This window comes from Candidatus Thiodiazotropha sp. AKAK2 (assembly GCF_058244685.1).
In genome coordinates, this window is record NZ_JBSYOP010000008.1 from 109,645 (window position 1) to 134,360 (window position 24,716).

18 protein-coding genes and 1 pseudogene are annotated in these 24,716 nt (G+C 53.9%); 12 read left to right on the forward strand and 7 right to left on the reverse strand.

The window, feature by feature from the left end:
• Window positions 1-174: 174 nt before the first annotated feature.
• Complete coding sequence (locus AC4IE8_RS02650) at window positions 175-1,041, forward strand: methylated-DNA--[protein]-cysteine S-methyltransferase (RefSeq protein WP_490790246.1); 867 nt, start codon at window positions 175-177, stop codon at window positions 1,039-1,041.
• 176 nt (window positions 1,042-1,217) lie between these two features.
• Here AC4IE8_RS02650 and yrfG read toward each other — a convergent pair whose 3' ends face one another.
• A complete protein-coding gene (gene yrfG / locus AC4IE8_RS02655) occupies window positions 1,218-1,886 on the reverse strand; it encodes a GMP/IMP nucleotidase (protein ID WP_068989498.1) in 669 nt (222 codons plus the stop codon).
• A gap of 177 nt (window positions 1,887-2,063) precedes the next feature.
• On the opposite strand from yrfG, the gene nudE reads away from it, so the two are divergent.
• Window positions 2,064-2,882, forward strand: coding sequence for an ADP compounds hydrolase NudE (gene nudE / locus AC4IE8_RS02660; protein ID WP_490790247.1), 819 nt, complete (start codon window positions 2,064-2,066; stop codon window positions 2,880-2,882).
• Window positions 2,879-3,673, forward strand: coding sequence for a 3'(2'),5'-bisphosphate nucleotidase CysQ (cysQ, locus tag AC4IE8_RS02665; RefSeq protein ID WP_068989494.1), 795 nt, complete (start codon window positions 2,879-2,881; stop codon window positions 3,671-3,673). The genes nudE and cysQ overlap by 4 nt, the downstream gene beginning before the upstream one ends.
• A 73-nt stretch (window positions 3,674-3,746) precedes the next feature.
• On the opposite strand, the gene AC4IE8_RS02670 is transcribed toward cysQ, so the two are convergent.
• Window positions 3,747-4,298, reverse strand: coding sequence for a hypothetical protein (locus AC4IE8_RS02670; protein ID WP_068989491.1), 552 nt, complete (start codon window positions 4,296-4,298; stop codon window positions 3,747-3,749).
• A gap of 369 nt (window positions 4,299-4,667) precedes the next feature.
• Between AC4IE8_RS02670 and AC4IE8_RS02675 the strand changes: the two genes are divergently transcribed.
• Window positions 4,668-5,702, forward strand: a complete 1,035-nt coding sequence (locus AC4IE8_RS02675; RefSeq protein ID WP_068989488.1) for a thioredoxin family protein — start codon at window positions 4,668-4,670, stop codon at window positions 5,700-5,702.
• Window positions 5,703-6,023: 321 nt separating this feature from the next.
• Window positions 6,024-7,181: a GGDEF domain-containing protein gene (locus tag AC4IE8_RS02680; protein ID WP_068989485.1), complete on the forward strand. Its 1,158-nt coding sequence runs from the start codon at window positions 6,024-6,026 to the stop codon at window positions 7,179-7,181.
• Between the two features lie 284 nt (window positions 7,182-7,465).
• Here the strand turns inward: AC4IE8_RS02680 and AC4IE8_RS02685 are convergent.
• Window positions 7,466-7,705 (reverse strand): annotated as a pseudogene (locus AC4IE8_RS02685) (CDGSH iron-sulfur domain-containing protein); the annotation flags it as partial.
• A 329-nt stretch (window positions 7,706-8,034) separates the two neighbouring features.
• On the opposite strand from AC4IE8_RS02685, the gene bioA reads away from it, so the two are divergent.
• Window positions 8,035-9,324, forward strand: a complete 1,290-nt coding sequence (gene bioA / locus AC4IE8_RS02690; RefSeq protein WP_068989480.1) for an adenosylmethionine--8-amino-7-oxononanoate transaminase — start codon at window positions 8,035-8,037, stop codon at window positions 9,322-9,324.
• A 430-nt stretch (window positions 9,325-9,754) separates the two neighbouring features.
• Here the strand turns inward: bioA and AC4IE8_RS02695 are convergent, their stop codons facing one another.
• Window positions 9,755-10,801: an FAD:protein FMN transferase gene (locus tag AC4IE8_RS02695; RefSeq protein WP_490790248.1), complete on the reverse strand. Its 1,047-nt coding sequence runs from the start codon at window positions 10,799-10,801 to the stop codon at window positions 9,755-9,757.
• 301 nt (window positions 10,802-11,102) lie between these two features.
• Between AC4IE8_RS02695 and AC4IE8_RS02700 the strand changes: the two genes are divergently transcribed.
• The 3 genes from AC4IE8_RS02700 (at window position 11,103) to AC4IE8_RS02710 (ending at window position 15,780) form a co-directional block, all read left to right on the forward strand.
• Window positions 11,103-12,356 (forward strand): helix-turn-helix domain-containing protein, encoded by a 1,254-nt coding sequence (locus AC4IE8_RS02700; protein ID WP_068989475.1) that lies wholly within the window; start codon window positions 11,103-11,105, stop codon window positions 12,354-12,356.
• Between the two features lie 125 nt (window positions 12,357-12,481).
• The gene (locus tag AC4IE8_RS02705) at window positions 12,482-13,633 is read left to right on the forward strand and encodes a serine hydrolase domain-containing protein (protein WP_068989471.1); all 1,152 of its coding nucleotides are present in this window, start codon (window positions 12,482-12,484) and stop codon (window positions 13,631-13,633) included.
• Between the two features lie 323 nt (window positions 13,634-13,956).
• Window positions 13,957-15,780 (forward strand): hypothetical protein, encoded by a 1,824-nt coding sequence (locus tag AC4IE8_RS02710; RefSeq protein WP_068989468.1) that lies wholly within the window; start codon window positions 13,957-13,959, stop codon window positions 15,778-15,780.
• 74 nt (window positions 15,781-15,854) lie between these two features.
• On the opposite strand, the gene AC4IE8_RS02715 is transcribed toward AC4IE8_RS02710, so the two are convergent.
• From AC4IE8_RS02715 to AC4IE8_RS02725, 3 genes are all read right to left on the reverse strand, one after another.
• Window positions 15,855-16,895: an anthranilate phosphoribosyltransferase gene (locus AC4IE8_RS02715; protein ID WP_490790249.1), complete on the reverse strand. Its 1,041-nt coding sequence runs from the start codon at window positions 16,893-16,895 to the stop codon at window positions 15,855-15,857.
• 90 nt (window positions 16,896-16,985) lie between these two features.
• Window positions 16,986-18,227, reverse strand: a complete 1,242-nt coding sequence (locus tag AC4IE8_RS02720) for a hypothetical protein (RefSeq protein WP_490790250.1) — start codon at window positions 18,225-18,227, stop codon at window positions 16,986-16,988.
• A gap of 77 nt (window positions 18,228-18,304) precedes the next feature.
• The gene (locus AC4IE8_RS02725) at window positions 18,305-19,225 is read right to left on the reverse strand and encodes a LysR substrate-binding domain-containing protein (protein WP_068991570.1); all 921 of its coding nucleotides are present in this window, start codon (window positions 19,223-19,225) and stop codon (window positions 18,305-18,307) included.
• Window positions 19,226-19,383: 158 nt separating this feature from the next.
• Here AC4IE8_RS02725 and AC4IE8_RS02730 point away from each other — a divergent pair, with 158 nt between their 5' ends.
• From AC4IE8_RS02730 to AC4IE8_RS02740, 3 genes are all read left to right on the forward strand, one after another.
• Window positions 19,384-20,235, forward strand: coding sequence for a sirohydrochlorin chelatase (locus tag AC4IE8_RS02730; protein WP_490790251.1), 852 nt, complete (start codon window positions 19,384-19,386; stop codon window positions 20,233-20,235).
• 136 nt (window positions 20,236-20,371) lie between these two features.
• Complete coding sequence (locus AC4IE8_RS02735) at window positions 20,372-21,271, forward strand: adenylate/guanylate cyclase domain-containing protein (protein ID WP_068989457.1); 900 nt, start codon at window positions 20,372-20,374, stop codon at window positions 21,269-21,271.
• Between the two features lie 15 nt (window positions 21,272-21,286).
• The gene (locus AC4IE8_RS02740; RefSeq protein WP_490790252.1) at window positions 21,287-24,649 is read left to right on the forward strand and encodes a mechanosensitive ion channel domain-containing protein; all 3,363 of its coding nucleotides are present in this window, start codon (window positions 21,287-21,289) and stop codon (window positions 24,647-24,649) included.
• Window positions 24,650-24,716: the final 67 nt, after the last annotated feature.

A 24,716-nucleotide genomic window follows, 5' to 3' on the forward strand; every position in this document is an offset into this window, starting at 1 on the left:
GCACGGAGTTTATGGAACAGCAGTGGGGCTGGGACTGTTGGATTCGTGTTAACAGGCCCTAAGTTATTAAGCTGGCAGAAACTCTGCAGATAGGCTGAAATCCGCAAGAATCGGGTGGTCAGGAGCCGCTTTGATGGGCAGACTGAGGATATTGAACGCATAGAACAGGGTGCCATGACCACAAACAAGCGGCCGGTAGAGCGAAATCACTACACTGTCATCGCTCAGGCGATTGAGTACATCCGCGGCAATCTTCGCCGTCAGCCCAGTCTTGGCGAAATCGCGTCGGCGGTTAATCTGAGCGAATACCACCTGCAGAGGGTGTTCAGTGAGTGGGCGGGCATATCGCCGAAACGGTTTCTGCAATATCTGACCAAAGAGTATGCTCGCAACTCGCTTTTAACCTCGAATGACCTACTCAGCACAAGCCTGCAGAGCGGGCTGTCTGGGCCTGGCAGGCTGCACGACCTGATGGTCACCTGTGAGGCCATGAGTCCAGGCGAAATCAAACAACAGGGTCAGGGCTTGTGCATCAACTATGGATTGGCTCAGTCACCTTTCGGTATCGCTATGATTGCCTGGACGGAAAGGGGCATCGTCGGTTTGAGCTTTCACGACCTGGACCACGCTGAATTGAGTCATGGTCTGCAGCAGACCTGGCCGAAGGCGGAATTGCAGCAAAACGACCTTGAGGCAGGCCATTTGATCAACAGGATCTTCAGTCGCAAGCCCGAATCAGCCCGCTTTCATCTGCTGATGAAGGGCAGTAATTTTCAGATCAAGGTGTGGGAGGCACTGCTCAACATCGGCACTTCCCAGCTCATCTCCTACACCACCATGGCACAGCTGGCCGGATCACCCAAGGCCCATCGGGCTGCCGGCAGCGCGCTTGCTGAGAATCGCATCGCTTTTCTGATCCCCTGTCATCGGGTAATTCGCTCTGATGGAGAGACCGGCATCTATCATTGGGGGGATTCGAGAAAACTGGCGCTGCTGGCCTGGGAGGCCGCGCAGCGCGACAGCGAGTGCAGTGACCTATAATCGTCAACCATTGCAGGAATCTAGACCAGGGCCTGTTAACACGAATCCAATACGCCCTGCTGGGACTGTTTTTATGTCCAGCAAAACAGAATGAGCGCGGTGTAACCCGGCTACATAAGCGAATGATAACGCCATTGGGCGCAAAAACAGACCCAGCCCTTCAGGCACAACAGGCCCTAGATCAGACAGCGCAACCCCTGGGTAATCTCTGAGAAATCCTCGATTGCCGGAAAATCACCACCCGCTCGCAGCGGCTGTTTCGAGTCCGGTTTGAGAATTGCCAGGATCCACTTCAGGCCATACGCCTGGGCCGATTTGAGCACCGCCGGACTGTCATCGACAAACAGGGTACGTTGGGGATCGAAAGGGTGCAGATTCTGCAGACGATTCCAAAACTCCGGATGCTCTTTTGGCAGTCCCAGCTGATGTGATGAGATGACCTGATTGAAAAAACCGGCCAAGCGTGTCTTCTCCATCTTCAAGGCCAGGGTCTTCTGATGGGCATTGGTTACCAGCACCCGCTCCTTACCGGCACACATCAGCTGATCGAGAAAGTCGATCACATGGGGATGGACGGAGATCAGATGATCCACCTCCTCCTTGAGCAGCACAATGTCCAGCTCCAGCTCCCGGCTCCAGTGATCCACGCAATACCAGTCGAGGGTGCCTTCGACGCTTTTGTAGCGCCCCAGTAACTCCTCCGTCGCCTCAGCCAGCGGGATACCCTTGGCCTCCGCATAACGGGAGGGCACATACTCCAGCCAGAAGTGGTTGTCGAAATGGAGATCCAGCAGGGTGCCGTCCATATCCAGTAATACACAATCGATATCATTCCAGGGAATCATAAAAACCGCTCGAATCTATTAATCCTGGTGACTATTGTCTCATGCCGCCCAACTCAACGCACGGGGCCCTATATCCGCATTATGCTGTTGATGCCATAGACTCAACCCTTTAACCTAGTGTACCTCGTCATAGATTCTGTACCATTCAGCGAGTCGGCAAGGGGCTAGCCGCAAGGCATGCCTCGCCGGGAATGGCATGCCCTTTCCAAGCGGCATAACGCCGCGGATGGCCCCTTGCCGGCTCGCCCGCAGGGAGCCACCCCAATACGCCAGCTCTGCGTTATGGCTCTTGCAAAGGGCGCGCCATTCACCGCAAGCCACGCCTTGATCTGGCGTATTGGGGTGGCTCTGAATGGTACAGAATCTATGATGAGGTACACTAGTGTACCTGCGAAATTCCAACTTAAGTGGCCGCCCCTGACCGGTGCAGGCCGTATCGATCCCATACCGGATGATGTAGTGACAAAACCCAAGATTGTTTCACAGCAATTGATCGCGGAAACCCGGCTGTTTCGTGTCGAGCAGCTGGGCCTGGAGTTCAGCAATGGAGAAAAACGGGTCTATGAACGCCTGCTTGGCGGTAAAACAGGCTCGGTTCTGGTGATTCCCATGCTGGATGATGAGACTGTGCTGTTGATCCGTGAATATTCCGCCGGCAGCCAGGACTATCAACTGGCGCTACCCAAGGGTCGCATGGAGCCAGGCGAGGATCCCCTGCAGGCCGCCAATCGGGAGTTGCAGGAGGAGGTGGGCTATGCCGCAAGAGAGCTTGAAATACTCAAGACCTTCACCATTGCACCAGCCTACATCCAGCACCACACCTATGCTATCCTCGCCCGGGATCTCTATCCCCAGCAACTGGTTGGGGATGAACCTGAACCCATCGAGGTAGTCCCCTGGAAACTCTCCGACTGGGACAATCTAATCGCACAACCCGATTTTACGGAGGCGCGCTCGATAGCAGCGCTTTGCCTGGCAAGGAACGTATTGACATGACACTCCCCATACCGATCGATCAACTGTTGAACCTGATCCGTGAAGCCGGAGAGGCCATCCTGGAAATCTACGATACCGAATTCGAAATCGAGACCAAGCAGGACAACTCACCCCTCACCGCGGCTGATCTGGCCGCTCACCAGCTGATCGTGTCGACCCTGGAGCGACTCACTCCGGAGATCCCGGTACTCTCTGAAGAGTCCGCCAAAGTCCCCTTCGCCACCAGAAGCAGCTGGCAACGCTATTGGCTGATCGACCCCCTGGACGGTACCCGTGAATTTGTCAAAAGAAACGGGGAGTTCACCGTCAATATTGCTCTGATCGACGGTCACAGGCCCAGCTTCGGTGCGGTCTACGCCCCAGTCATCAAGACCCTCTATTACGGAATTCCCGGACAGAGTGCCAGCAAACAGATCGGTAACCAGCCACCGCAGAGGATCAGCGTGACAGCCAACTGTCAGAAACCGGCTCGGGTGGCCGGTAGCCGTTCCCACGCCGGGGACTCCCTACAACGCTTTCTCGATAATCTGGGCGAACATGAGCTGGTCAGCATGGGCAGCTCACTCAAGCTCTGCCTGGTCGCCGAAGGCATGGCCGACATCTACCCCCGTTTGGGCCCAACCTCAGAGTGGGATACCGGGGCGGCACAGGCCGTAGTGGAAGCCGCAGGTGGAGAGGTCACCACTTTGCAGGGTGAGACACTCCGCTACAACACCAAGGATTCGCTGCTCAATCCACATTTTCTGGTGTTCGGCGATACCAGCATTGAATGGACTGGATACCTGGGCTGAGCGTCGAGGGATCATGTATTCAGACGGGTTCCCACAAACCCGGGAACCCGTAAATTGACGAACAGAGTGCGTTCTACTGATCGATATCCTTGATCGGAAAGGCCTTGGCGAAGGCCTGCAGCTCAGCCATCGAGGCGGTATCGGAGGAGAGATTGACCATACCCTGGGTCATCTTCAAATTGATCAGGATCTCATTGTTTCTACCCTCGTCCAGCACCAGGCCGGTATAGCGCCCCAGGCGGATCTTTTTACCACCGCCTGCCAGTCCCATCTGGCTGAACATCGCCCCCATGCCACTGACACCGCTGTTGTAACTCACCTTAATGGACTTATTTCCCTTACTGTACTCGGTCTCAATCATCGACATGCCCATGGCTTTCTGCTTTGAAACCTCACCTCGCTGCCAACCGGCCACCTGTTTGGCAAAACGGTCACCCTTTTGCGACTGTTGAATCTGCTCCAGAGATTCCAGGCACCATTTCGCCTCCTCCACAGCACCCGCTATATCTTTATCCTGGTAGAGTTTTGCCGCTTGCTTGCAGTAAGCTGCCGGATCCCCCTCAGCCTTTGCAGACACGGATGCGAAGAGCGCCAAAGTTGCCACGTAAAGTGCAATTTTTTTCATCTTTAATATTCTCCATACCGACCTTCCAGAGCCAGACAGGCTGCAGTAAGGCTACTACCCTAACTTATAAAATGAGACAGCGAGGGATGCCCAATCAATGCTCATCAACGACAACCCCGTCTCTCACGGAACGATAGCCAATTCAGACATCAAATACCAATACCTGTTCAGATTTCCCTTTCAGTCAGCTAGACTGAAGAGATATCAATAAAGAGCATCCAGGGTATGGAATGGCGCCGGGATGGTGGTAATCCGTCAGTGCTCACGAATAAGATGTCCCATCACACCACAATTACCCTAATGGGTTTCGGTTATTTTTGGTGTCGATGGAATTAAAAACGCTCCGGGCTCCAACATGAGCCGAGATCTATGACCAAGCGACGCAGAATACTATTGCTGACCCTATGGGTATACCTGCTATTCATCCCATACCATCAACTCTTCGCCATCGAATCCGAAGATGATGTCTATGCGTTCGACGACTTCCCCTTAGAAGATCTGTTGCAATACCCGGATTGGTTCAAGAAGAGTTTTCTCGATCTGCCGGCGGATCTTGAGGAGGCCATGGAGGATGACAAAAAAGGTATTGTTCTCTACTTTGGCCAAAAACGCTGTGCCTATTGCAAGATGCTGCTGGAGGTCAACTTCGGTCTCAGCGACATCACCACCTACACCCGCCGCCACTTCGATATCATTCCCATCGACATCTGGAGCAGTGAAGAGCTGACCACCTTAAGTGGGGAGACCCTCACGCAAAGGGATTTTGCCGTTCGCGAGAAGACCAATTTCACCCCATCACTGATCTTTTTCAATCAACAGGGGGATGAGGTGCTACGGCTGCGGGGCTACTACCCCCCCTATCAGTTTCGTGCGGCCCTGGAGTATGTTGCCGATCAACACTATCGTAACGAGAGCTTTCCTGACTATCTGGCCAGAGGCGAGGCGAGTACGGCGTTTGAAGCGGGTGACCTCAACGAAGAGGCGTTCTTCATCCCCCCGCCACACAATCTCGACCGCAGCCGGTTCCCGGGGCAACGTCCACTGGTGGTGTTTTTCGAACAGGGTAACTGCCATGCCTGTGATGTACTGCATGGCCAACCGCTGAGGGATCCGGCGATCAACAAGCTGGTCAGATCATTCGATAATGTACAGCTCGATATTCGATCCGACACGCCCATCATCACCCCGGATGGACAAAAGACCAACGCCAGCCAATGGGCCAAGCAGCTTGGACTCTTCTACACCCCTTCCCTGCTGTTCTTCGATGAACAGGGTAATGAGATCATCCGGGTCGATTCTGTGGTGCGTTTCTACCGATTGCGCAATGTGATCAGTTACATCACCAGCCGCGGCTACATCAATCAGCCCGACTATCAACTCTGGCGGGTTGGCAGCGGCATCTGAACAACGCATATGATTGTTAATCCGGCGACCCAATCGTTCACTTTCAACCGCCTTTAGCCTGCCTGCAGCGAGGCATCAAAACGCCGCTGTAGCACGCCTACAGCGAGTTTTGATAACGGAGTTTGCAGACAGGCTCAAGGCGGCCTGTCTTTATATTTCAGATTGTTAGGAACTTCAAGCAGGCCCTTGCTCGGCGTTATGGCTCCTGACAAGGGTCTGCTTGAGGCCCTGAAAGTAAACGATTGGGTCGCCGGGCTAATAGACCTCAAGATCATCTCTGACTGGCCGATACTCCACCCAGGTGGCGATTGCGTAACATAAATGGATCTGAAAGAAGAAAACCGAATCCTACGTCTACGTTTGAAAGAACTGACCCGTAAGGCTGTAGAAAACCAGGAGACCCTGGGGCGCTTCTATGCCCGGGAGCTTGAGCTGCTAAGTGCAGAATCCCTGGGCGAACTATTGAGCGGTATGAGCGAAGGCTTGCTCGCCTCGTTTGAGGTCGACGATATTCAATTACTGATGCTGGATCCTGACCATGAGATTCGACACCTACTGAGTAACAACGGCATTCCCGTCGATGCATTCCCCTACGTCCGCTTCGTGGATGACCTGGGAGTTATCAATCAGCGCTTTCTTCGACTGAAGAGCCCTTGGCTGGGTCCCTTTCTCACTCCGGAATACAACAACCTGTTCGATCAGCCGAGGAATCTTAAAAGTATCGCTATCCTGCCTCTGATCTGCAGCAATCATCTGGTGGGCAGCATCAATCTGGGCAGCCAGGACGCGAACCGGTTTACCCGACAACATGCGACGGACTTTCTCGCCCGCCTGGCTACCATCTGTGGTGTCTGCCTGGAAAACGTCACCAACCGGGAACGACTTCTGATCAGCGGCCTTACCGACCCACTCACTGAACTGCACAACCGCCGCTATCTGGACCGCCGTCTGGAAGAGGAGCTCTCCCGGGCCAGCCGTTATCGCCAGCCGCTGAGCTGTCTGTTTATCGATGCCGACCATTTCAAACGGATCAATGACAACTATGGTCACCCGGCCGGGGACCAGGTGTTGAGAGAGTTGGCAAAACGTATCCGCTCCCAGTTACGCGCCAGTGATGTGGCCACCCGTTACGGTGGTGAGGAGTTCGCCATCCTGCTACCTCAGACCAACCTGTCGGAGGCACTGCTGCTGGCCGAGCGGATTCGCCTTGAGGTCAATTCACATCCGGTCTATCTGGACCAGGGGGTGAACCTGCAGTTGAGTGTCTCCATCGGAGTCAGTGAAACTCTGCCAATGCTGGGAAAGAGCCACCACAAAGAGTTGGGCAACCACCTTTTGGCCTGTGCCGACCAGGCCCTCTACATTGCCAAATCGAATGGCAGAAACCGGATCGAACATGAAATCCCGGAGGGATTGGAAAAGCACTCGGACAAAGGTGCGTTGGATAAGAAAAAAGGGGCCGAGTGTACCTCGTCATAGATTCTGTACCATTCAGCGAGTCGGCAAGGGGCTAGCCGCAAGGCATGCCTCGCCGGGAATGGCATGCCCTTTCCAAGAGGCATAACGACGCGGATGGCCCCTTGCCGGCTCGCCCGTAGGGAGCCACGCATTGATCTGGCGTATTGGGGTGGCTCTGAATGGTACAGAATCTATGACGAGGTACACTAGAGAGAGGTTGTGGCCAAACCGGGCATGACACCCGGCCCTTAGCCCATTCTGCTTATGGGCATCTCCTTTGCCCATCCTTCAGCATGCAACTAATCTTCCACCTGTTTGTGGCTACCGTCGCAATAGGGTGGTGTTTTGGTCTGTTTGCAGCGGCAGAGCCAGGCTTCACCGTTTTTCTCCGCTTTGAAACCGAGTGGCTCGATGCCGGTACCGCGATGCGAGCCGTCACAAAACGGCTGACTGTCAGACCGTCCACAGGCACACCACCAATACTCTTTGCCAGCCACGAGATCCACATCGATTGGCTGTTTGGCCGCTACTACAGGTTTATCCATCGTTTACTCCTCTGTTATTAACCGGAGACGTACAACCAGTGAATCTTGTCACAAGCTGATGGTTGCAGGCCTTATCCCTAGGGGATCAACGGTTTTAGTGTAAGGATTTGTTAACACGAACCCAATGGGGTCCGCGCTGACAGGCCTCGGGAATCTCCATAGTTATCATATCGGACAGCGAAAGAAAATGGCTCATCGGCCCGATGTTACGGTTCAGTAACAATGGGATTTTAATTCGATAAAGCGGCTGCCGATCACATCCGGTGCACTATCCCGAAGGACTGATATCTGTTAATCTCTGCATCCCGAATCAACAGACAGCTTACTTTATGAGTAATAGTGAAGACTGGATAGCCTTTGATAAAGCGCACGTTTGGCACCCGTACAGTGCAATTGGTGCCGATCTACCGGTCTATCCTGTGGTATCCGCAGACGGTGTGCGTATCACACTGGCTGATGGCAGAGAGCTAATCGATGGCATGTCCTCCTGGTGGTGTGCGATCCACGGCTATAACCATCCCCAGATGAATCAGGCGATTACCGAGCAGGCCGAACAGCTGGCCCATGTCATGTTCGGTGGACTGACCCACCAACCCGCCACGGATCTGGCCAGAAAACTGATCGAAATCACACCGGAATCCCTGCAGAGTGTCTTTTTCTCCGACTCAGGCTCCGTCTCGGTAGAGGTCGCCATGAAAATGGCCATCCAGTACTGGCATGACAAGGGAGAGCCGGAAAAACAGCGCTTTCTGACCATCCGCAAGGGGTATCATGGCGACACCTTCGGCGCCATGTCGCTCTGTGATCCAGAAACGGGGATGCACAGTCTGTTTTCTGAAATCCTGCCAAAACAGCACTTTGCCGATGCACCGACCTGCTATTTCGGGCACCCCTGCAAAGGGGATGGGGCAAAAGGATTGACCGATAAGCTGGAGCAACATCATCATGAGATTGCCGCTCTGGTGCTCGAACCGATCGTGCAAGGCACGGGTGGTATGCGATTCTACTCGGTGGAGTATCTTAAAGAGGTACGCCGGTTATGCGATCAGTATGGTGTGCTGCTGATCCTTGACGAGATCGCTACCGGATTTGGTCGTACCGGTAAACTGTTTGCCTGTGAATATGCGGATGTCACACCGGACATCATGTGTGTCGGCAAATCTCTGACCGGTGGTTATATGAGCCTGGCCGCCACCCTTACGACTGAGGAGATCAGCCAGACCATCAGCCGGGGAGAGCCGGGATTGTTTATGCATGGCCCAACCTTCATGGCCAACCCACTGGCGTGCCGTGTGGCGCTGACCAGTATCGACCTGCTATTGAGCTCCCCCTGGCAGGAACGGATCAAAAACATTGAACAACGGCTCCAACAGGGACTCGCCCCATGCCGGGAACTGCCCCAGGTGGAAGAGGTGCGGGTACTCGGTGCGATCGGTGTTGTGGAACTGAAAAAACCGGTGGACATGAAACATATTCAACAATGTTTCGTTGACGCTGGTGTCTGGGTCCGGCCCTTCGGCAAACTGGTCTACCTGATGCCACCCTTCGTTATCGAAGATGAAGATTTGAATAGACTCACCTCCGTGGTGTTTGAGGTTGTTGAGCGTTGCCCTATTTGATTACAGTCCGCTAATGCACGCGAATAGTTGTGTTGATGCGGATTGGCCTGGAGCAGTTTCTTCAAACCGCGCATGGACGCCAATCACTGCCAATAGCCGCAAATAATCAGAGGCTATCACTGCTGTCTCATAGACTGAGATCGATATGATTCTAATGGGTTAGTTTCAGTTGGTTTCTCTCGCTTATCGAGTTTTGTAGCACAAAAAGAGGTTCCTAGGGCCTGTTAACACTAATCATCAGCATGCCGAACAGACAGAGAGAGTAGCTCCCCTCTCCCCTTGCGGGAGAGGGGCTGGGGGAGAGGGGCTTATATGCATCTCCTTGGCTAATTGTGCGTTAACGGATCAGCAGTGACAGGCTATGCCGCTGTATGGGTAGAATCCCAAACACGAATCCAATTTGCGTTTATTTGCCGACTTAGAAAACGAATCAATCGAAAGTCTCAGCCGTAACCACCACCTCATCGACCTGCTGCTGAAAACTGATCCTCGACTGCATCTGTGGAGTCAGGTAGACCTTCCCCTGATCATCAACCAGCATCACTTGTGTTAACCCCATCTTCGCTGCGATTCGCGGCCAATCGACCGGACCCGCCACACTCAGTGCCGTAGCCGCTGCATCGGCCAACCCACCCTGGTTACTGATTACGGTTGCGGAAGCCACATGGGCCACCGGATAGCCGCTGCGTGGATCGATAATATGCGCGTAGCGGACTCCCTCAAACTCCCGGTACCGTTCATAGTTTCCCGAGGTCAGAACACACTCACCATCGGCCACCCCAACCGAGGCGATCACCCCCTCTCCAAGCGGGTGGCGAATGCCGATGACCCAGGGCCGTTCACCATGCCGCCCGGAGACACAGAGATCACCACCCGCATTGACAATCGCGTTGCCAATCCCCATTCGTTTCAGCTCATCGATTGCCAGATTCAAGGCGTAGCCTTTGGCAAATGCACCCAGATCCATGGCGACCATGGGATTCGTGCTACTGACCTGATGCCCCTGAAAACGGACATCCTGCATGTTTGGGTTGCTGTTCAACAAGGCCTCGATATCCGCCTTCTGCGGCGGCGGCCCACCTGGCGGCTGGTCACTGTGAAACCCCCACAGGCCGATTAATTTGCCAATCGCCGGATTGAACAGATGCTCACTGTCGACCGCATATTGCCTGGCTTGATGTAGCAACGCGGCGAGCTCTGCCGATACCTGCAGAGCCTCCCCTTCGGCCAGTGCGCGATTCAGCCGGATCAGCTCCCCCTCTCCCTGCCAGGCATGCCACTCCCGATGCATCTTTTGAAAGGTCTTGTCCAGCTCCCTGACCGCCTCATTGAACAGCTCCGGCTGATCGGTATAGGCCTGGATATCCAGCAGGGTGCCGAACACCAGCAGGGTTTGGCGGTGATCTTGCGGCCCTCTGTCGCAGCCGGGAAGGATTACCATCACGGCCAGCAGCAGCACTCGAACTATCCAAAACATCCAATCAGATCCCATAGTAGACAAACAGCGCTAGTGTACCGCCTTAACCCAAGTGGCGTCTCTTCACGATGGTTGTCCAGACTTACAGGCAGAGACGACTGGCCAGTCATTCGCCACCACAATTCTTTGCAGATAAACCGAGGGAGAGAACCTATGGACAAATTCTGGCTGTGGTTGGCCAATCTTGCCGGCCTATCGGTATTGATTCTGTTACTGGTGTGGATTTTCGACCTGATTTGCTGCTAATTTAGCCTTCCATTGGATTCGTGTTAGGGCCTAAGGTCAGCCACCTCTGAGCATCATGCAACCTGAAATCGACCTCTATTCAGCCATCATGCTGCTTGGTGCCGTACAGGGTATGTTTCTCGCCCTGGCGCTGATCAATGCCAAAAGCGGCCTGCCTGTGGCACACCGCCTGCTGGCGATGTTGACCCTGACTTTCTCCCTCGACCTGTGGATGGCGTTTCTCCATCAGTCCGGGTATATCGCCAACTACCCCAGGTTGTTGGTCATCGATACCAATATCGATTTTCTTTTTGGACCACTCACCTATCTCTACGTCACGGCTTTGACTGCAAGATCGGGGTTTCGCTTTACTCTGCGGCAGTGGCGACACTTCCTACCTTTCCTTCTTGGGTTTGCGATCCTGATACCACTGCTGCTGCTCGATCAGCAGCAACTGCAGAGTTTACTCAACAGTCAGGGGGAGCAGCAGGATAGCGATATCCTCTGGGCCGGGCTTGCCATGATACTGGTGGGCGTACTTTCAATCTTGCAGATGGCACTCTATCTGGGGCTCTCCATCAAGCGGCTGTTGCAACATCAGAAATCGATTGAGGATCAGTTCTCCTTCCTGGAAAGGATTAACCTGGCCTGGTTGAAGAACCTGCTGCTGGCCCTGGTGGCCCTCTATCTCTTCTATCTGGCCGATGTCTTTCTGGCTGATCTGCTCGCTTTCCCCGAAGAGGTCATCGGTATCCACTTTCTGATGATTGTCCTGGTGATCTACAGCATGGGCTACCTGGGATTGCGGCAACCTGCGATTTTTACTCAACAAGATCGGTCGGATCCCAAAACTGACAGGCAATCGCTGGATGCACAAGCCAACCAGACTGGTGCAACCCTGAACGATACGGACCCATCGCAATCTCAACCCAAGTATCAACGCTCAGCCCTGGACAGTGAGACCAGCCAGCTGCTTTTTGAGGAACTGCAAAACCACATGGATGAACAGCGCACGTACCTCGACAGCAAACTCACCCTGCCACAGCTGGCCACGCAACTCAGCATCTCGCCAAACTACCTCTCCCAGGTGATCAATGAACAGGCGGGGTGCAACTTCTTCGATTTCATCAACCGCTACCGGGTCGAAGAGGCCCAGCGCCACCTTACTGCCGAGTCCGCTCAGATGAATATCCTGGGTATCGCTCTGGATGCGGGGTTCAACTCCAAGTCGGCCTTTTATACCGCTTTCAAGCGTCACACAGGACAAACTCCCAGCGAATATCGAAAATCCGCCGGCAAGCAAACCGGAACCAGGCAACTCACTGATTAAAAAGATATTTTAATTCGTCCGGACTTACACGCGCGGACGATAAACCCGCCGTTTCAAGCCACTATTCCCTGCAACAGCAAACGCTGTCCAAGCAAACCAATTGATATCCATCGGGAATAGAACCAATGAAAAGTCTTAAACAATACTGGCCTGTAATCCTTACTTCTGCCCTGTTCGGTATGAGCCTGCTGACCGGCTGTAACTCAAACAACAGTGATGACGCGACAGCCAACGAGCAGTTCCAGGACGCCCTTGAAGAGGCCGTCAGCAAAGGATTGCCGGCGGTCTCTGTGCGTATCGCCGGCAGGAACATCGACTTCTCCGGCAGTGCGGGGATGAGTGACCTGGAAACCATGGAGGAGGCGACCGCCGAACACCGTTTCTATGTGGCCAGTGTGGGTAAAACCTTTGTTGCGGCCACCTTGGTACAGATGGCGTCTGAAGGATTGGTCGGCCTCGATGACAGGATCACCGATTGGTTACCCGATGAGATTACCAACCGTATCCCTTCCAGTGATCAGATGACCATCCGTATGCTGCTCAACCACACCACAGGTTTGTTCGACTTCCAGAACGACAGTGAGGCTTGGGATAACGATTTCTTCTATCTATCCGGCCCAACACGCCACTGGCAGCAGGCGGATGCTCTACCTTTTTTTCTCGATCAGCCACTGCACTTTGAGCCTGGCAGCAACTACAGCTACTCCAACTCAAACTATATTCTGGCCGCGCTGATCATTGAGAGTGCATCCGGCACCACTCTGCAGAGTGAGATCCGTAATCGGATCATAGAACCCCTGGGACTTGAACACACCCTTCAGGGCCATGAGGCGGAAGGTATCCCAGGCCTGGTACACGGCTATGTCGATGACGAAGGGGAGAGCATCGATGTCTACCCCTGGTATAGCCATTTCGGTCTGGCTGACGGCGGCATTCAGACCACGGCGGATGACCTGGCCAAGTTCATTCTGGGCATCCTGCGCACTGATCTTGTATTGGACGACGCCATGCGGACTGAGATGCTGCAACCCTCGATGCTCGGCACACCAGCGTCCAACTATGGATTGGGCATCAAAATCACCCCTATCGCCGGTAGCGACGAGGTAATCTACAGCCACAGCGGCAAAGATCCCGGTTACCAGGCTGAAATGATCTATTTCCAGGAGAAGGATACAGTAATCACACTCTGTGCCAATGGCAGCTTTGATCCCTATGACAGTGTTGCCCAGGAACTGCTTTTAAAGATCTATCAGCTGCTTGAGGAGCTGCAGGATTAGTCGATCCGTTTTTGATCCTGTCAGGTGCGGCCAGGCCGCACCTGCCTGGTCGCACCCTTGCCGAGATCCCACCAAATCCAGAAAAGACGATCCCCAGAAATTCGTGAAACGACCGCTCAGCGGTCCAACATCCAAAACTATTTTCACCGATCTGACGCAAGGGATTACCCTATCAACAATTCAATCGAATCCCCACTGCCTGGGTAGTAGTGGTCCTACCTTCCTGTCTGGAACCATTGAGAAATACTTTAATTCACCACTCTTCGTATGGGTTTGTGTAATCGAGAGCTTTGGATCTGCAACTTATTAACTGAGGATTAGTTATGATTACCCGACATTCTCTGAGTGTGGTCTTCACTGCACTCATGCTCTACCTCCCCCTGTCATTAGCCACCAGCATCACCGAGACAGACTCAACTCAACCCAGAGGATCAGCACCCGGGGTCAATCTTGATGGACAGATACTCGATCCGATCGTTGACGGTTTCAGAAATCCCGCCCGCTTTCCCGGTGTTGAACACAATGACTGGGCGGGCGGCATTATGGCCCAGGCCGCCCGAGATCCGGCCTTCTACGCGGCGCTCAATGTAGCCAACCGGGATTTCATCAATCTACTGGAACATGTGAATCTGGGCGGTGAAATTCCGCCACTTACCAATCTGGGGTATTCAACCGCCCTGGAACTGCTGGACAAAGCGGAGAATGAGCAGGCGGTTGTCGGTGACTTCTGCTTGCGCTGTCACTCACCCGCCGGTTGGCTGGAAGGCTTCTCCGAACCGGCAACCGCCGAAAATCCCCATCTGCGAGGCGACTTCTGGGGAGCAAGCTTTGAGCAATTCTCTCCAACCAGCGCCCAAGCGCCCGACCCACTCCACGGCACGGACTCGGAAGGTCACATGGATGGTATCACCTGTGATTTCTGTCATCGCATGATCGACAACCAGAAGGATGCCAGCGGCGCCAAGGCCGCAGGTAACGGAGGGTACTTTGTAACCCAGCATGAGCCTTTCAGCGCTACAGAGAGTGATCAGCCGCGGGTAATGGATCCCTTCCAGCGAGAGAGCGCCCTGTGCGGCTCCTGCCACGAAGTGACCAATCCGTTTCTGAAGACCCTGACCGATCCGGACGGAGACGGGGTACCGGCCGATATGCCGCACCCCATCGAGCGCACCTACACCGAGTGGTATAACAGCGCCTTCCCCAACAAGGCCAATGGCCGATGCCAGGACTGCCACCGCCCGATGCGTTTCGCCGGCGCGCAGACCTGGATGCTCTCCCATCTTGAACGCCTCTGGGGCCCCATCGATCAGACCTGGAGTGACCTCGGCTATGACGTTTCACCCTCACGCCAGGCGGCACTCGATGCCCGTGTGCTGGACAATCTCGATTTTGTGGATGGTAAAACGGCAAAAATAAGTGTGGTCAATAAATCCAGAAGACTTCGTCCGGGGGAGTCCGGCAGCGTCAAGTTCAAAATCACCAATAAGACCGGCCACAAACTCCCGACCGGCTATGGTGAGGGCCGGCAGATGTGGCTGCACGTCAAGATCTGGACCAAGAAAGGTGTGATTCTGGAAGATGGTAAAGTTGACCCGGCCAGCGGTGAGGTACTGGTCGCCAACCCGGATGACATCTTCGAGATAAAAGCCCTGGCTGAAGGTTTCGGGGATCTGCTCGATGATGATAACAATGGTACGGTCAGCGAACACGAGAAGGAGTTCCACTTCGCTTTGCTGAACAAGGTGGTTAAAGACAACCGAATCCCACCGCAAGGCTTCGACAAGGCCGCCTATATGGCACAGGGTGCCTTCATCATCCCGGAGGATGAGTATGCGGATGGCCAGAACTGGGCCGAGCGGGAGTACAGCTTTAGCGTACCCGCCAATGCCAAAGGGGACATCAAGGTGGAAGCGAAACTGATGTATAAAACTTTCAGCAATCACTATGTGGATTTCCTCGCCCACAAGGACACCGAACCCACGGTCAGCAATGGCGGCCACGCCCGTGATCTACCGACCACCGGCTCCATGACCTCCAATCCCCAGCACTGGGGTGAAGCCCTGCAAGAGATCTATGAGGTCTCCGGAAATGGTCCAGCCATACAGTTCGCGCGAAAGAAGACCACAATCAAACTCATTACCGAATAGTCGCGATTGACGCATAACACACCGTGCCCCGCTCTTGCGGGGCACGGTTTATTGAAGCTTCAATCTGCGGCCGATCAGCAACCTTGTAATTTCTGCACCGTCTCGGCTGCCCTGCCTGAGGTGAGGGTCTGCCTGGCCAGTTCAATTCCATCGGCAATCCGCTCAACCTTGCCGCACAGAGTGAGTCTCACACCACTGTTGTAGATAACCGGGTTAAGCACAGGGCTTGCCTCTCCATGAAACAACGACAGAATCAATCTCGCCGTAGTCTGCGGATCGGCACAGGGCTGATGTTCCTGGCTGGCCAAACCGAAATCTGCCGGATCCAGCGTGTACTCTCTCAATTCGCCCTGATGGTAGTCGGCCACAGCGACCGGCTGCATAGGTAGTTCATCACAACCATCCAATCCCTGAACCGCCATCACCCGTTGTTGTCCCCGCTCACCTGCGGCAGTGGCAAAGCGCTGCAAAAAGCTCTTGTGAGCGGCACCGATGATTGAGTAGCCGGCACCGGCCGGATTGAGCATCACTTCACAGGCATGCAGAAAGGAACGGTAGAAGAGGGTCTGTCGAATCGGCTTAAGGCGCTCAACACCATGCAGGTAACGGCTGGCATGCAGATGGCCAAAACCCTTCTCCTCGATGCTCATGGTGACCTGCTGCGGCTCCTGATAGGCCGGGATACCCATCGCCTCAAGCACAGCGGCAGTGGTAACACCGTTCTTCGGTGGCAGGCCGCTGTTGGAGTGCATCACCACCGGCACTCCAGCGGCAACGGTCAACAGGGCCGCTGCCAGACTCAGATGCAGCGCTTTCTTGCGGCCGTCATAGGGGCCATTACAATTAAGCAGCCGTTCGACCCTGGGGGAGATCAGGGTGGCGCTCTCCTCCATTGCATCCAGGAAGCCTTTCATCTCCTCAACCCTGGCCCCTTTGAAGCGCATGGCGGTGAGAAAGGCCCCAACCTGGGCTGGATGGGCTTCGGCAGAGAGCAGGAAACACAAAGCCGCCTTGGCCTGCTCCCGACTCATATCCCGGGCCCCTTTGGAACCCTTCGCTGTGGCAATCAGGGTTTTACGGAACCGCTCTGCTGCGGGGCTATTGGACTGATACATCGACGACTCCAGTGTTTATCCAATCCGTTATCGATCAGAATGGCCGGTTGATGGATAGGTTGTGTTACGGTCGCTCAACACGATTCCGGATCAAGCAAAGACAAAGGGTACCTGGTCATCCGATTTGTAGACCCGGGCATCGGTGACGCTGGCATCAGCAACCTCCTGGCGGGCCGCCAGCAGGGCCTGCTCGATTCGCCGGTCCGTTATCTGATAGCGGGAGGCCAGCCCGATCTGGTCGATGTTGTCGCAGGGCTCATCGAAAAGGTGCCGGTAGAGGCCGCTCATCATGTTGTAGCGGCTCGACATCAGCATATTGGTTGCCTGTTTGATCTGCTCCTCATAGCCTGCTTGATGCCCCAGCAGACTGGTTGCCAGCATGACTGAGATCGCATGCAGTACGTCGTACTGAACATGGGCGATAAAGACAATCAGATGGTGCTGGGTCAACTCGACCTTTTCACGCCAGGCCCAGCGGATCATGCCGCCGAGCAGCAGACTGAAAAATTCAGGCACGCCCCACTCCATGCCCAATCCGACCGAGGCCAGGGATTCCAGCAGACTGAATGAGGGGTGGCCGGCCAGCAGCCGTTGCGTCAGGACATTATCCGCCACTTCCGGCAGCATCGGCAGATCCTGCTGTTCAAAAGGTATTCCCAATCCCTCAAACAGATTCCGGTACATCACGATATGGGTCGTGGAACCAAGCAGGCTGGCCAGATCCGGGTAGCTCTCGATACTGTGAGTGCCGACCCCATACTCATCCGCCAGCAGCTGTGCCAGGGTAATCTGCACCAGTTCGGAGACCCGCTCGTTCAGACAGCCGTAAGGCAGATCGATGAAACCGGAAAAACGCCCCTGGGCCAGCGCTACGCACTGACGGGTGTTCTTCACCTGATTGAAATAGTTAAGGGCAAAGGAGCTGAGCTGATCCCGATTGAAATCACCCTCGAAGATGCGCACAAAGCATGGGTGACGCCAGACCGGGTGGGACATGACGTGATCATGCAGATCGACAAACAGGGTCTGCATGGCACCAGGCTGAAAGATACTCAGTGAGGATAAGCGGTTGTCAGGATCCTTCTCAGCGATCGTCAACAGCTCTTCAAAGATATGGTGCAGTGAACTCTCCGAGGCATCGAGATCACTGATGATGGTGGTAAAGTCCTCCAACTGACTCTGGCGAAACGCTTCCAGTACCTGTTCCGCATCGAGTGACAGCAGATTGGGCAAGGGGTGCACACCGGGTAACAGAACCGGCCCATCTGACTCACTATTCTTTAACAGATCGGAAAAGAGGGTTCCTGTCGCTGGCTGCGTCGCTTCGTGCATTGTCCTACCGCTTCTACTGATGTGGAGTGGGATTGTAGATGATCTACCCACCGGCTGTCTCAAATTCAATAGTTGGCTTAATCGCTCAGCGCCTTGACTGTATTCGGCAGCTGTTTACGGATCACATCGGCCAGGGCATGCAACGCCTGCTTGCGGGGAAAGGTTTTACGGTAGACAAACTGGACCCGTCGATAGGCATCCTTGAGTGACAACTTCCGAGCGATGATGCCGGAATCGGTTGTCCAGGTACCGCGTACCGCCAGGGCAGGCACCAGGGTACAGCCAAACCCAGCTCCGACCAGCTGCAACAGGGTCTCCAGGCTGGCCGCACGTAGATCGGCCATCTCATCATCCATCTTACCCTCCTTGATACGGCAGACATCCATCACCTGATTGGTGAGACAGTGACCATCCGCCAGCAACAGCAGATCGAGACGACTGAGATCACGACGACTGATATCCTCCTTGTCATAGAGTGCGTGATCCCGCGGGTGAGCCAGCCAGAAGGGCTCTTCGAAAAGCGGCATCACCTCCAGTTCAGGCTCCTTCACCGCCGTGGCCAGAATTGCCACATCGATCTGATGATCGAGCAACCGCTGGGTCAACATATCGGTGATCTCTTCGGAGAGTACCAGGCGCATCTGCGGATAGAGGGACTTTAACGGCATCAGAATCAACGGCACCAGATAGGGACTGACGGTCGGTATGGCACCGACTCTCAAGGCGCCGGCCATCGGGTCCCTTTGCGCCTGGGCCAGCTGTCTGATCACATCCGCCTGTTCCAGGATCAATTTGGCATGCTTGACGATCTCCACGCCAAACGGGGTGATCGACACAGAGCGGTTGGTACGCTCAAAAATGGTTACACCCAACTCCTCTTCCAGTTTTTTGATCTGGCCACTGAGGGTGGGTTGACTGACATAACACTGAGCAGCGGCATGACCGAAATGTTCCGTTTCGGCCACAGCAATAAGATATTTAAGGTCACGCAGGTTCATGCTGATAATTGACACCGGCAATGGAAGATAGATCAATCATACCTCAGCCAAATCGTATGCCACCAATGACAGATCGCAATTCACTTCAATAAATTATGGTTAAGTAACGCACAAATTGTTGTCGAATTGATTCGCCAACAGGATAATGGGGAGACTTGGTGATACCCCGAATTGCTATGAAAACCCCAACCATACTTCTGGCTGACAACGGCTCAAAGCGAGCAGACTCGGTGATCAATCTGCGCCGCCTGGCCAATCAGTTGAGCAACCTCTCCAATCACCAGGTTTTTCCGGTTTCACTGCAGCATGCAGACAACATTCCCACTGAGTCATTGAATGGTGAAGCAGCCGAGATACTGCCGACCTTTTTGCGTGAAAAGCTCAACCAGGGAGAAACCGCATTTATCCTGGTTCCGCTCTTTTTTGGTCGGAGTCGAGCGCTCACCTCCTTTATCCCCCAACAGCTTGAGAAACTGAGAGCCGAGTACGGTCCATTTACTCTGACACTGGCTGAAGAGCTTTACCCTCTACCCCAGGGCGAGCCGAGAGTGGCAAGCATCCTCCATCAACAGCTGCAGATCACAGACCAGGGGAGGCCGCCCCAACTGGTGATACTGGTCGACCACGGCTCTCCGCTTCCCCAGGTCAGTGAGGTGAGAAAGCGGGTCTGTGCGGATCTTCGTCAACAGCTCCCCCCCGAGATCGAACTTCAGCAGGCGGTGATGGAGCGCCGAAGAGGCGATGAATATGATTTCAATGGCCAACTGTTAAGCGAGCAGTTGGAGAAGATTGCCCGCACCAGACCGAATATCACCATCGATCTTGCACTGCTCTTCCTCTCTCCAGGTCGTCATGCCGGCGCTGGTGGTGATATCGAATCGATCTGTCAGCAGCTAACCGGATCTCATCCAGGCATTCAGATACGTATCGCACCACTGGTGGGACAACATCCGGGCCTAGCCGACATTCTGCTCGACCGACTCGACTCAGCACTGGACAATCCGGTTTGATCTTCATATCCTTCGATCAGGTCCGCTGACTCATTTCCTGTTGATGCAGACCGCCAAACAGACTCCGCAGCACCGGTTTGTCACCTGAACGTTCAGCATCTGTGATCAAGTTCCGATAGGGAAACAACATCTGCACATGTCGACCAGCAATACCCAACCATATGCCATCGTATTTGCAGATATTGTCGAGAGTACCCGCATGTATGAGAGCCTTGGTGACACCCTTGCCAAGAAGCTGATCACCGAACTGGAAGAGGCGATTGCTCAGGTCGTCACCGAATGCGGTGGCCATGTGGTGGAGATCATCGGTGATGAGGTAATGAGTCGATATGACAACCCCAGCAGCGCCGTTATCGCCGCCTGCCGCATTCATGAACGGGTAGAGCTCTACGCCGAGCAGTCCGCTATGCCGATGGCCGCACGCATCGGTCTCCATTATGGGCCGGCCATCTTCGAAGCGGGGCGGATGTATGGGGATTCGGTCAATGTGGCCGCCAGGATGGCCGCCATTGCCCAGGCCAAACAGATCATCACCACAGAACAGGTTGTAGACGCCCTGCCCGATGAGTTGCGTCTGATGGCCCGGCAGTTCGACAAGGTCAAAGTCAAAGGCAAAGTTGAACGCATGATCATCTATGACCTGCTATGGCAGAAAGAGGATGTCACTTTCATCCATACCGCGCCAATCACTCAGAGCCTGACAACCAGGACGCTGATTCTCGAGTACAACAATAAAACCTACAAAATGCCACCCACCCAGGGGAGTGTGGGGATAGGCAGGGACCCAAAGAATGAGTTGGTGGTGAACGCCAGCTCCGCCTCCAGGTCGCATGCTGTTCTGGAGTATTACCGGGGCAAATATGTACTCAAAGACATCAGCACCAATGGCACCTACCTGACCACCCAGAACCAACAATCTCTCTATCTGCGACGGGAAACGATCCCCCTGCTCGGGCATGGCAAGATCGGCCTGGGCGAACCGGTTTCCGAGCATAACAAGCATCTGATCAGTTACCGCTTCCAGGAAAGCAAGTAACTCCTAGCCTCGATCGTGAACAGACTCACCCTAACTCTGCTACTGATCACAATCAGCCTCTCCTGTTTTGCACAGACCGCACAAGATCAGGCCGACTCGAAACGGCTGTTGGTAACTGAACAACTTGAACTGATCAAGAGTGAAGCTCTGCAGGATGAGAGCCTGGAAAAAACCACCCAGCAGAGAGTTGTTGAGCTGATCGATCAGGCTGAAAAATGGTTACGCCAGATAAATAAACTTGAAGGGGAAATCTCACAACTCAGCCGAACCATTGAGGAAGCACCAGCAGAGATCAAAAAACTACGCAGCAGCATCGGCCCTTTTGACACTGAGGATGAGAGCCTGCTGAGTTTTATCAAACAGTCCGAACTGGTTGAAATCGAGCAAAGGATAAGCCAGCAAAGCCTAGACCTTAATCAGGCCAGAGAACAACATAAAGAGCAGCTTGCAACCCTTTCCGATCTGCTGGTAGGCAGTCAGCAGATCAATAGCGAAATATCGGAACACAGCGACATACTGAGCAAAATCGACGCGGAGAGCGGAAACTATGATGAGGGTGAAAATAAACACCTGAACCAAGCCAGACAGCTGTTGTTGGACAGTCGCAAGCAGCTCCATGAGACTCAAATCGAACTGCTCAAGCTACGCCTTGCCAACCAGAACCTGTTGACCAACCTGGCTCAGGCAAAGCGGGATGCGACGACAGCCCAGATCGGCAAACTGGAGACCTCACTGCAACAGCTCAACCAGGCGGCCAGCGCCATCAGGGAGGATCAGGCAAAACAGGCGAGACAGCAGGCGGAACAGATCAACCAGCAGTTGAAAAGCCTGCCTGAGCCGATCAAAACGATCGCCCAGAAAAACGCGCAAAACCGTGCTGAATTGGAAGAGCTGGTCTATTGGGACAAGCGGGTCTCGCAAAAACTGCAGGCGACCCAGCGCCAACTGGAGCAGATCAGCGACGACTTCGAACACAGTAAACAGCGGGTCGATGTGGTGGGCGCCAGCCAGGCGATCGGAAAAATGCTCTCCCGTCGACGTCAGGCTCTGCCCTCACTGCAGAGCTACAGTCGCTCATCGGCTGAACGCAAACAGGAGATCAATATCGCCACGGACCGTCAGATCGCCATCGAAGAGCAGCTGCTGGCCCAAAGCAGCCTCACCGAGCATGTCGAACAGGTGACTCAACCATTGGCGGAAGGCCTGTCGGAAGCGAATGCGGATAAACTGCGCAAACAGGTCTTCAGCCTGTTGGGTGCACGCCGGGAAGCACTCAATGAGCTGCAGAAAATCTATGGTCGTTACATTACCCAGCTGACCTCACTCGACCAGGCCGAGCGGCAGCTGCTTGAGGTTTCCGAGAGTTATGTTGACTATATCAACGATCAACTGATCTGGATCTCAAGCGGTGATCTGTTCGATTTTCTCGACCTCAATCAGCTCAAAACCGGATTGACCAGATTGCTATCCCCTCAGGAGTGGCTTCAAACCGGCAGCGAAATCACCCAGGCAGCGAAACAGCGCCCCGGTCTGTCGATGTCCCTGTTAGCCGTTCTGATGGTGATCGTCTGGAAGCAACGCAATGTAACTCTGCAGCTACCCCTACTTGCCAAATCGACCCGCAAAATACGCACTGATTCGATTCGTTTGACCCTGTGGGCCCTGCTCCTCACGCTTGCCAAGATCGGTATTTTGCCAGGCATCATGATCAGCCTGGGAATCCTGCTCAAAACCCTGCCCACAGCCACACCTTTCAGTCTGGTGGTCGCTACCTCACTGGTCACTGTGGGTATCACCCTGACTGCGGCACTACTGCTCTATCAGCTGTGTCTTCCTGATGGCATCGGCATACGTCATCTGCGCTGGAACAGTCAGATCTGCTCAGCCTTGACTAAAGAGTTGCGTTGGCTGATACCGGTTGCCATTCCGCTACGCTTCATCGTTACCCTGAGCGAAGGTGACTACCTCTCTGTCGACACACAAAATATCGGAAGACTAGCCATCATTGCTCTGATGGTGATCACACTGTTTTTTGTCCATCGCCTGTTAAACAAGAAAGGCTTGCTGTTTCAGACCTGGCAAAGAATCAACCCCAACGCCATCCTGGTACAGCTCCAGTTCCTCTGGTTTCCCTTATTGTTATTGATCGGACTGGGTATTGCCATTGCCGGCAGCATTGGCTATTTAAACCTCTCCATACGTCTGTTGAAGCTGCTGGAACTGACCTTCTGGTTCTTTGTCGGCCTGTTTATTCTCAAAGAGCTGTTACTGCGCTATCTGTTTATCGCAGAACGAAGACTGCGCTATGAGAACGCTCTGCAACGACGTGAAGAGTTACGTCAACAAAGAGAGCAGGAGCAACAGCAACTGGAAGATGAAAGCACAGTAATTACCGCTGAGATTCCGGAGATCAATTTTGATACTTTGAGCGAACAAGCCAAACGCCTGGTTCGCTTCGGTTATCTGTTCGGCTCTGTGGTGGGCACCTGGCTGATCTGGTCCGACTTTCTACCTGCTCTGGATTTCCTCACCACCATCCAACTGCCGTTTACCGCCACCCAGGTTGTGGACGGTATTGTCACAGAGGGATCGCTGACTCTGAACGACATCTTCATCGGTATTATTATTCTGGTTTTCACTATCCTTGCAGCAAAGAACCTGCCCGGTATACTCGAAATCACTCTACTGCAGCGACTACCTTTGGAGACCGGCGCCCGTTATGCCCTGACCACTTTGTTGCAATATCTGATTGCAGGTATCGGCTTCATCACCGCATTCAGCACCATCGGCTTTCAATGGTCGAGTATTCAATGGCTGGTCGCCGCACTGGGTGTTGGATTGGGATTTGGTCTACAGGAGATCGTCGCCAACTTTGTCAGCGGTATCATATTATTGTTTGAAAGACCGATTCGGGTAGGTGATGTTGTGACCCTGGATGATACCACCGGAGTGGTCTCTAAAATTCGCATCCGGGCCACCACCATAACCAACTATGACAAGCAGGAGATGTTGATTCCAAATAAAGAGTTCATCACCGGCCGGGTAATCAATTGGACCCTGAGTGACAAAATCAACCGAATTATCATTACTGTGGGCATCGCTTATGGCAGTGACGTAAAGCAGGCCATGAAACTGATGATCGAAGCGGCTGAAGAGAATGAAAACGTGCTCACCGAGCCTAAACCGGTAGCCACATTCGAAGCATTCGGCGATAGCGCACTCAATCTGCTGCTGCGGGTCTATCTTGGCTCGATGGATAATCGTTTGGCCACCATCACTGCGTTGCATGAATCGATCAATCAAAAGTTCAATCAGGCGGAGATCAGCATTCCATTTCCACAGCGGGACATCCATATCCATAATCCGACCGACAAGTAGCCGCTCAGTTTTAATTCGGCGTGATTATTCAACTAGGGCCTGTTAACACGAATCAAAAACGCCCTAC

Bases quoted from the DNA above. Each gene is read 5' to 3' on its own strand.
- AC4IE8_RS02650 (WP_490790246.1), top strand. From the start codon at position 175: ATGACCACAAACAAGCGGCCGGTAGAGCGAAATCACTACACTGTCATC.
- yrfG (WP_068989498.1), bottom strand. From the start codon at position 1,886: ATGATTCCCTGGAATGATATCGATTGTGTATTACTGGATATGGACGGC.
- nudE (WP_490790247.1), top strand. From the start codon at position 2,064: ATGCCTCGCCGGGAATGGCATGCCCTTTCCAAGCGGCATAACGCCGCG.
- cysQ (WP_068989494.1), top strand. From the start codon at position 2,879: ATGACACTCCCCATACCGATCGATCAACTGTTGAACCTGATCCGTGAA.
- AC4IE8_RS02670 (WP_068989491.1), bottom strand. From the start codon at position 4,298: ATGAAAAAAATTGCACTTTACGTGGCAACTTTGGCGCTCTTCGCATCC.
- AC4IE8_RS02675 (WP_068989488.1), top strand. From the start codon at position 4,668: ATGACCAAGCGACGCAGAATACTATTGCTGACCCTATGGGTATACCTG.
- AC4IE8_RS02680 (WP_068989485.1), top strand. From the start codon at position 6,024: ATGGATCTGAAAGAAGAAAACCGAATCCTACGTCTACGTTTGAAAGAA.
- bioA (WP_068989480.1), top strand. From the start codon at position 8,035: ATGAGTAATAGTGAAGACTGGATAGCCTTTGATAAAGCGCACGTTTGG.
- AC4IE8_RS02695 (WP_490790248.1), bottom strand. From the start codon at position 10,801: ATGTTTTGGATAGTTCGAGTGCTGCTGCTGGCCGTGATGGTAATCCTT.
- AC4IE8_RS02700 (WP_068989475.1), top strand. From the start codon at position 11,103: ATGCAACCTGAAATCGACCTCTATTCAGCCATCATGCTGCTTGGTGCC.
- AC4IE8_RS02705 (WP_068989471.1), top strand. From the start codon at position 12,482: ATGAAAAGTCTTAAACAATACTGGCCTGTAATCCTTACTTCTGCCCTG.
- AC4IE8_RS02710 (WP_068989468.1), top strand. From the start codon at position 13,957: ATGATTACCCGACATTCTCTGAGTGTGGTCTTCACTGCACTCATGCTC.
- AC4IE8_RS02715 (WP_490790249.1), bottom strand. From the start codon at position 16,895: ATGTATCAGTCCAATAGCCCCGCAGCAGAGCGGTTCCGTAAAACCCTG.
- AC4IE8_RS02720 (WP_490790250.1), bottom strand. From the start codon at position 18,227: ATGCACGAAGCGACGCAGCCAGCGACAGGAACCCTCTTTTCCGATCTG.
- AC4IE8_RS02725 (WP_068991570.1), bottom strand. From the start codon at position 19,225: ATGAACCTGCGTGACCTTAAATATCTTATTGCTGTGGCCGAAACGGAA.
- AC4IE8_RS02735 (WP_068989457.1), top strand. From the start codon at position 20,372: ATGTCGACCAGCAATACCCAACCATATGCCATCGTATTTGCAGATATT.